8 protein-coding genes are annotated in these 6161 nt (G+C 42.0%); 5 read left to right on the forward strand and 3 right to left on the reverse strand.

Features of this window, described 5'->3' with window-relative positions; genetic code table 11:
* The first annotated feature begins 344 nt into the window (after positions 1-344).
* The 4 genes from PSE7429_RS20880 (at position 345) to PSE7429_RS20895 (ending at position 2201) form a co-directional block, all read left to right on the forward strand.
* Complete coding sequence (locus tag PSE7429_RS20880) at positions 345-842, forward strand: DUF29 domain-containing protein (RefSeq protein ID WP_009629350.1); 498 nt, start codon at positions 345-347, stop codon at positions 840-842.
* A gap of 265 nt (positions 843-1107) precedes the next feature.
* Entirely contained in the window at positions 1108-1341 is a 234-nt protein-coding gene (locus PSE7429_RS20885; protein ID WP_009629351.1) for a DUF2997 domain-containing protein, read from the forward strand.
* Positions 1342-1429: 88 nt separating this feature from the next.
* A complete protein-coding gene (locus PSE7429_RS20890) occupies positions 1430-1816 on the forward strand; it encodes a DUF1257 domain-containing protein (RefSeq protein ID WP_009629352.1) in 387 nt (128 codons plus the stop codon).
* On the forward strand, positions 1809-2201 hold the full coding sequence (locus PSE7429_RS20895; protein WP_009629353.1) for a ferredoxin: 393 nt from the start codon (positions 1809-1811) through the stop codon (positions 2199-2201). The genes PSE7429_RS20890 and PSE7429_RS20895 overlap by 8 nt, the downstream gene beginning before the upstream one ends.
* A gap of 54 nt (positions 2202-2255) precedes the next feature.
* On the opposite strand, the gene PSE7429_RS20900 is transcribed toward PSE7429_RS20895, so the two are convergent.
* Together PSE7429_RS20900 and PSE7429_RS20905 are read right to left on the reverse strand one after the other, a co-directional pair.
* On the reverse strand, positions 2256-2585 hold the full coding sequence (locus PSE7429_RS20900) for an RNA recognition motif domain-containing protein (protein WP_009629354.1): 330 nt from the start codon (positions 2583-2585) through the stop codon (positions 2256-2258).
* Between the two features lie 1301 nt (positions 2586-3886).
* Positions 3887-4411 carry a DoxX family protein gene (locus PSE7429_RS20905; protein WP_009629355.1) on the reverse strand — a complete coding sequence of 175 codons (525 nt, stop codon included), beginning with the start codon at positions 4409-4411 and terminating at the stop codon, positions 3887-3889.
* A 275-nt stretch (positions 4412-4686) separates the two neighbouring features.
* On the opposite strand from PSE7429_RS20905, the gene rseP reads away from it, so the two are divergent.
* Complete coding sequence (gene rseP, locus PSE7429_RS20910) at positions 4687-5775, forward strand: RIP metalloprotease RseP (RefSeq protein WP_009629356.1); 1089 nt, start codon at positions 4687-4689, stop codon at positions 5773-5775.
* Between the two features lie 38 nt (positions 5776-5813).
* Here rseP and PSE7429_RS20915 read toward each other — a convergent pair.
* Positions 5814-6161 (reverse strand): RNA-guided endonuclease TnpB family protein (locus tag PSE7429_RS20915; RefSeq protein WP_009629357.1); only part of this gene is annotated, 348 nt, incomplete at its 5' end.

A 6161-nucleotide genomic window follows, 5' to 3' on the forward strand; every position in this document is an offset into this window, starting at 1 on the left:
ATCATGACTGTAGATGTTCCTTTTTCTTTTTCATCTACTTTAGGCAGTTTGTATCTCTTTTACTCTGCCTTTTTTACCTTTCTTAGTCTAAACTCCAGTGCTTTTTTGAAAAGCCGATTCTTCGAGGGGATATGGCAACTTTTCCCATCGCAGCAAGTCGTGACAAATCTAAGCTATCTGTCTCTATAGATATGAGGTATGGCAAAGTAATAAGTAGCTAAGCATAAGTAAACTTAAAACCTAGAAGAGCATACCGCCCGCTACGCGGGCGGTATGCTCTCTGGTTTTGTTTTTTAATTATGCTTAACTGCTTAGAAGGTAGTTAAATTGATGAGGTGATCTTGGTGCTGCAATCAGACTTAAAGCAAAATTTGCAAGGCGATCGCTCTAATAATCTCGATGGTAATCGAGCTATTAATCAATATGCACAAGATTTTTACGCTTGGACGCAAGAGCAATCAGAATTATTGCGTTTGGGGCAATGGCAGACGCTAGATATTGAAAATTTGGTAGAGGAGATTTTATCGTTAGGCAGACAGCAAAAGCAGGAACTCCGAAATCGTTTAGGAATTTTAATCGGGTATTTACTAAAGTGGGACTATCAACCAGAATTGCGTAGTAAGAGTTGGAAAGCCACTATTCGCGAACAACGGGATGAAATTTTAGAAATTTTAAATGAGAATCCTAGTTTAAAGCCTTACCTTGACGAAGCAACTCAAAAAGGCTTTCGCCAAGGGATTAACTTAGTTTTAAAAGAAACTCCCCTTGATCTGATTGACTTACCCTCGGAATGCCCCTATGCAATCGCCCAAATCCTCGATCTGCAATTCCCGTTTGAGTAACCAATTTTTAACCAATCAGAGCATTTGCTGCGAAGCATAACAATTTCTCCCCTATTCCTTAAGGAGTGTCTTGTCACAGTTTAGGCAAATTCAAAAAATTTAAAATAAATTTAATTAATTAATAAAAACCTGAAAATCCCTGCTAAACATCGCGATCGCTCTATTACAAGTATCAGAAAAGCTTGTTAATTTTGCAGGGTTGGCTTCTTGACGTTTATAGGAACTTTGCGTCAAACTGTCTAGTAATTCAATAGCTAGAACCAGCATGGAAACTCTGGAATTTATTATCTACCCAGATGGTCGAGTGGAAGAACGCGTGACTGGTATTGTCGGTTCTAGTTGCGCTGAAGTGACAGCAGCGATCGAAGCAAAGCTCGGCATTGTGGCTCATCGAGAGCTGACCTCCGAAAACTTTGCTCAGCAGCAAGTCATATCTCAGTCGTCTACGCAACTCGATCGCGTGTCAGACATGGGCGATTCCCGATTTAGTCAGTGGTAGTAACACACAGAAGAATCCAAGGTTTCACCAGATTAAAATACAAAATTTCCGTCCATTTGCCGTTTAGATCGAAGTTAGGATACAACCTATGTCACATTTTAGCCAAGTAAAAACCCAAATTCGCAGCCTAGAGCCACTCCAGAAGGCTCTCACTGATTTAGGTGTCAACTGGAAATCAGGAGCATCTCCCATGCGCGGACATCAAGGCGCGACTACCGAGGCTGAACTGGTAATTGAGCAAGACAATGGCTATGATGTGGGCTTTCAGTGGAATGGCTCCGAATATTCACTAGTTGCCGATATGCAGTACTGGCAACAACCTTGGACTGTTGAAAGCTTTTTGAGAAAAGTAACTCAGCGCTATGCGATCGCTACAGTCATGGGCGAGTCAACTAATCAAGGATTCTCCCTCGCTGAACAGCAGGTACGTGAAGACGGCTCAGTACGCCTAGTCCTACAGCGTTGGAATGGATAACTCCTCAGATCATGCTGTTGTCATTACCAGCTCAGAGCCAGAAATGAGCGATCGCTCTGGCTTTGAGCCAGAACTGGGTGGTGAGCTGCGCCAAAATGCAATTTTTGTCGATGAGACAGTATGTATCGGTTGCGGACATTGTGCCCATACCGCTAGCAGTACGTTTTTTTTAGAAGAAGACTACGGACGCGCTAGAGTAATCGCCCAAGATGGCGATGATGAGGAATTGGTGCAAGAAGCGATCGACACTTGCCCAGTAGACTGCATCGCTTGGGTAAATTACAACGACTTAAATAAGCTCGAAGAAGCGAGAAAACATCAAGTCATTCAAAATTTGGGAATTATTGGCGATGGTTCTGCCTTAAGGCGTTCCATAATTCCTTAAAAGATTCCTTAAAAGGGAAGGGATGCTACATAGCATCCCTTCCCTTTTATTTATTTAGTAGCGATTACGACCGCCGCCGCCAGAGGGACGACCACCGCCGCCCTTGAAGCCACCTCTGCCGCCACCAAAGGAGTCAGAGCTTTCGCGAGGCTTAGCCTTGTTAACCTTGAGTGCGCGACCCATCCATTCAGCCTCGTCTAATGCTACGATCGCAGCATCTTCTTCCTTTTCCTCAGTCATTTCTACGAAAGCGAAACCACGGGGACGACCTGACTCACGATCAATAGGTAGATGAACACGAGTGATTTTGCCATATTCTGAAAATACGGCTTTTAAATCATCTTCTGTAACCTCATAAGAGAGATTACCAACATAAATAGACATAATACTTGCTTCAACAATCAGATATGTGTAGAGATAGAGATTTCGGAAAGAAGCCTGCCACGATGAAACAGAAGACGACTGTCAATACTGAAAACAAACATGCGATCTAGAAATACTCATCCGCACATATTCTAGCGTAGTCATCTTCAATTAGGAGACGATCTTGAAAATATTTACGTTGCATCAGTCTTTAGACAGATACAGAAAAAATGAGCCTGACACAGCCATCCTATTTCATTTGTGATAAGTAGCTAGGCATAAGTAAACTTAAAACCCAGAAGAGAATACCGCCGACGTAGCGGGCGATATGCTCTCTGGTTTTGATTTTTAATTATGCCGAACTACTTATTAAATGGTGATATTAGGTGATATTAAATGATGAGAGTAAATGGTTTGAGATATTCATCCACTTTGGCTGTCAATATCTCAAACCATTTACTCCCTTCCCAGTCAAGAAATAGCGGTGCGGGGCAAAGCACCACTATTTCTTGGTTTTATATGTTTATTTTTTTAACGTGAGTTCGGGATAATTGGAAATGGGCTTTAAGAAAGGGTTTGCGTAGCAAACCCTTTCTTAAAGCCCAAAAGTAAAAGACTTGCTACGCAAGTCTTTTACTTTTGGGCTTTTAAAATTTGCCAGCTTAACCAGAACTGACGTTTTTTTAGTGGGAAGGGATTAAATAGCTAGGCACCTTAACCAGAACTGACGTTATTTATCTAGAGTCTCAGCTTGTTAAATATCTTAAGAAGACTTTATGTGCAATGATTTTCCTAGACAAAAAGTAGCTTAAGATACTGTTTTTAGGAACTTTAATAATTATGACAATACTTGACTTAGCTAGGAGTAATCAAAGAAGTAACAATTACGATTACCAATGTGTTTTAAATCACATGGGGACGAGTTAGTTGCGATCGCAAAAAGTAAAAAAAGATCGTCCAGATATACATTTTCTTTGGATATAAAGAAAATACTATGGAATTCCTAAGGGTTTCCAAGTTAAGAAATAGTGTAGCCATTTCTTATAGCTATAGTCAGTAATATTAGGACAAAAATCAAACCCAATAGAGAGTTGCGGAGCGAAGCACCGCAACTCTCTATTGGGTTTGATGTCCTGACTTAAGTGAATAAAGTACCTCTGGCTTCGACTCTGCTCAGCCAACGTTAGCTGATTTGAAACGGGATTTGAGAAATAGTTTGCTACGCAAACTATTTCTCAAATCCCAGAAGTAAAAGTTTTGCGTAGCAAGGTTTTTACTTCTGAGATTTTAAATTTTGCCAGCTTAATCCGAACTGACCTTATTTACTTAGCTGTGGTTGCTTTTGTGGATAGGGATGGAGCAATACCTGCGGGCAAATTTAACCACTTAGTCAGGGCATTAGCGAGTAAGGTGTCGATCGCGTATTTACCTCCGCCGTAGATAACAAAAAATGCGAAGGAAACAGCATAAATTGATGACAACTCAATGGATGGAATCGAAAAACCACCAGTCACGATGTGGTGGTAGTTTGCCACAAGCATGGTTGCAAATAAACCTAATGCTGCGGGTCTGGTAAATAGACCGAGGGCTAACAATGGTGAAGCGATTACTTCGGTGAAGGCTGCGCAGTAGGCAAAGAAAATTGGGAATGGCAAACCGATAGCCTGAACATAGGCTTCTGCAAAGCTAGGAATGTCAGCCAGCTTATCAAAACCGTTATGAATCATGACCGTACCAAGAACAACCCTTAGCAAAAGCAGGGAGGCTTGCGTTAAGGATACAGGCGCAGAGTCAGAACCGAGGAGCAGGCGTACGATTGATGCCACGATACGAGTTGTGTTGTTCATTTCAGCACATTGACTAACAGGTTGGTTAATAAAACTTAAAAGATTGCAATAATTTATGACTTATATACATTAATCTTAACATAAGCTTTTGTAATGGCAATGATTCAAACCCTAATAAGTATTGATAGGCATGGATTTTTCCCGCCTTGGGCTTTGAATAATGGACGAAAAGTTTTGTCAAACATTAGACATTTTCGTTGTGCTACGATCGCAAGCTAAGCAATATTCATGTATTGCATACAACATTAAAAATCTAAATTTTTAGAGCGAAGCTTATGTCTGCCTTGCCTGCCATTGCTGTTCTTGCAATTCTGATTCTGGTTCACGAACTCGGTCACTTTATGGCGGCTCGCGTACAGGGCATCCATGTCAATCGTTTTTCGATTGGGTTTGGTCCTGTGTTGTGGAAATATCAGGGTAAACAGACAGAATATGCACTGCGGGCGATTCCTCTAGGAGGATATGTTGGCTTTCCCGATGATGACGAGGAAAGCGATATTCCCGCTAACGATCCGAATTTGATGAAAAATCGCCCCATTATGGATCGAGCGATCGTAATTAGTGCGGGAGTAATTGCCAACTTTGTATTTGCTTACTTAGTTTTATTAGTCATGACTTTAAGTGTTGGCATTGGTACGGTCGATCTACCTGGTGTCAGAATCACCAAAATAATCGAGCCCAATGCACCAGCAGCTGTAGCAGGATTAAAATCTGGTGATATCGTTTTGTCAGCCAATGATATTAAGTTTGATACTAGCCTCACGACTCTGGATCGGTTTCAAGCCCTCATTGCCAAACATGCCAATCAATCGGTCGATCTCGTAGTGGACCGACAAGGACAAACTCTCCATTTCCCGATCGTGCCCGATGGGGAAAATGGGAAGGGAAGAATTGGCGTGCGATTGGACTTTACGGGCAAGCCCCATCGTCGTGCTGTGCATAACTTTACTGAAGCTATTGACAACGCGACCCAAAGTTTTGAACGTTTAGTGGTGATGACTGTCCAAGGCTTGAAACAACTAGCAACCAATTTCCAAAATACGGCTTCGCAACTATCAGGACCTGTAGCGATCGTGGCGATGGGTTCGGAATTAGTTAAGTCTGATGCGGCGGCACTATTTGATTTCACTGCAATTATCAGTATAAATCTCGCCATTATTAATATCTTGCCTCTACCAGCCCTCGATGGCGGTCAATTAGTATTTCTAGCGATCGAAGCTTTGCGTGGTGGCAAACCTCTGCCTGAAGATTTACAAAATAATGTCATGCAGGGGGGATTAGTTCTACTTCTTGGCTTAGGTGTAGTCATGATTTTCAAAGACTCATTTAACTTGCTCCAACAAAGCGGCTTAAGCCCTCTTTGACATCCACCCCGCACTGAAGTGACGGGGATTCCTAAGACTCACGACTTAGGTTTCTGCTTCATAGCACCAGCCTTCCGAGATTTACTCTCTTCAGGTCTTACAGTCGCTCCACAGACATTAACCGCAAGCCCTGCGGCAAGAATATTTTTTGCAGCATTCACATCTCTATCGTGATGTGTACTGCACTTAGGGCAATCCCACTCTCTGACATTTAAAGGCAACTTATCCACAACATAACCGCAATGTCCACACCTTTTAGAGCTAGGAAACCAACGATCAATTTTGACAAAAGTACGACCATACCAGTTGCACTTATATTCAAGTTGCCTGACTGTTTCACCCCAACTAGCATCACTAATCGAGAGAGCGAGTTTCCTATTTTGACC

This window comes from Pseudanabaena biceps PCC 7429 (genome assembly GCF_000332215.1).
In the GTDB taxonomy this organism is placed as follows: Bacteria; Cyanobacteriota; Cyanobacteriia; order Pseudanabaenales; family Pseudanabaenaceae; genus Pseudanabaena; species Pseudanabaena biceps.

Bases quoted from the DNA above. Each gene is read 5' to 3' on its own strand.
- PSE7429_RS20900 (WP_009629354.1), bottom strand. From the start codon at position 2,585: ATGTCTATTTATGTTGGTAATCTCTCTTATGAGGTTACAGAAGATGAT.
- PSE7429_RS20890 (WP_009629352.1), top strand. From the start codon at position 1,430: ATGTCACATTTTAGCCAAGTAAAAACCCAAATTCGCAGCCTAGAGCCA.
- PSE7429_RS20885 (WP_009629351.1), top strand. From the start codon at position 1,108: ATGGAAACTCTGGAATTTATTATCTACCCAGATGGTCGAGTGGAAGAA.
- PSE7429_RS20895 (WP_009629353.1), top strand. From the start codon at position 1,809: ATGGATAACTCCTCAGATCATGCTGTTGTCATTACCAGCTCAGAGCCA.
- PSE7429_RS20905 (WP_009629355.1), bottom strand. From the start codon at position 4,411: ATGAACAACACAACTCGTATCGTGGCATCAATCGTACGCCTGCTCCTC.
- rseP (WP_009629356.1), top strand. From the start codon at position 4,687: ATGTCTGCCTTGCCTGCCATTGCTGTTCTTGCAATTCTGATTCTGGTT.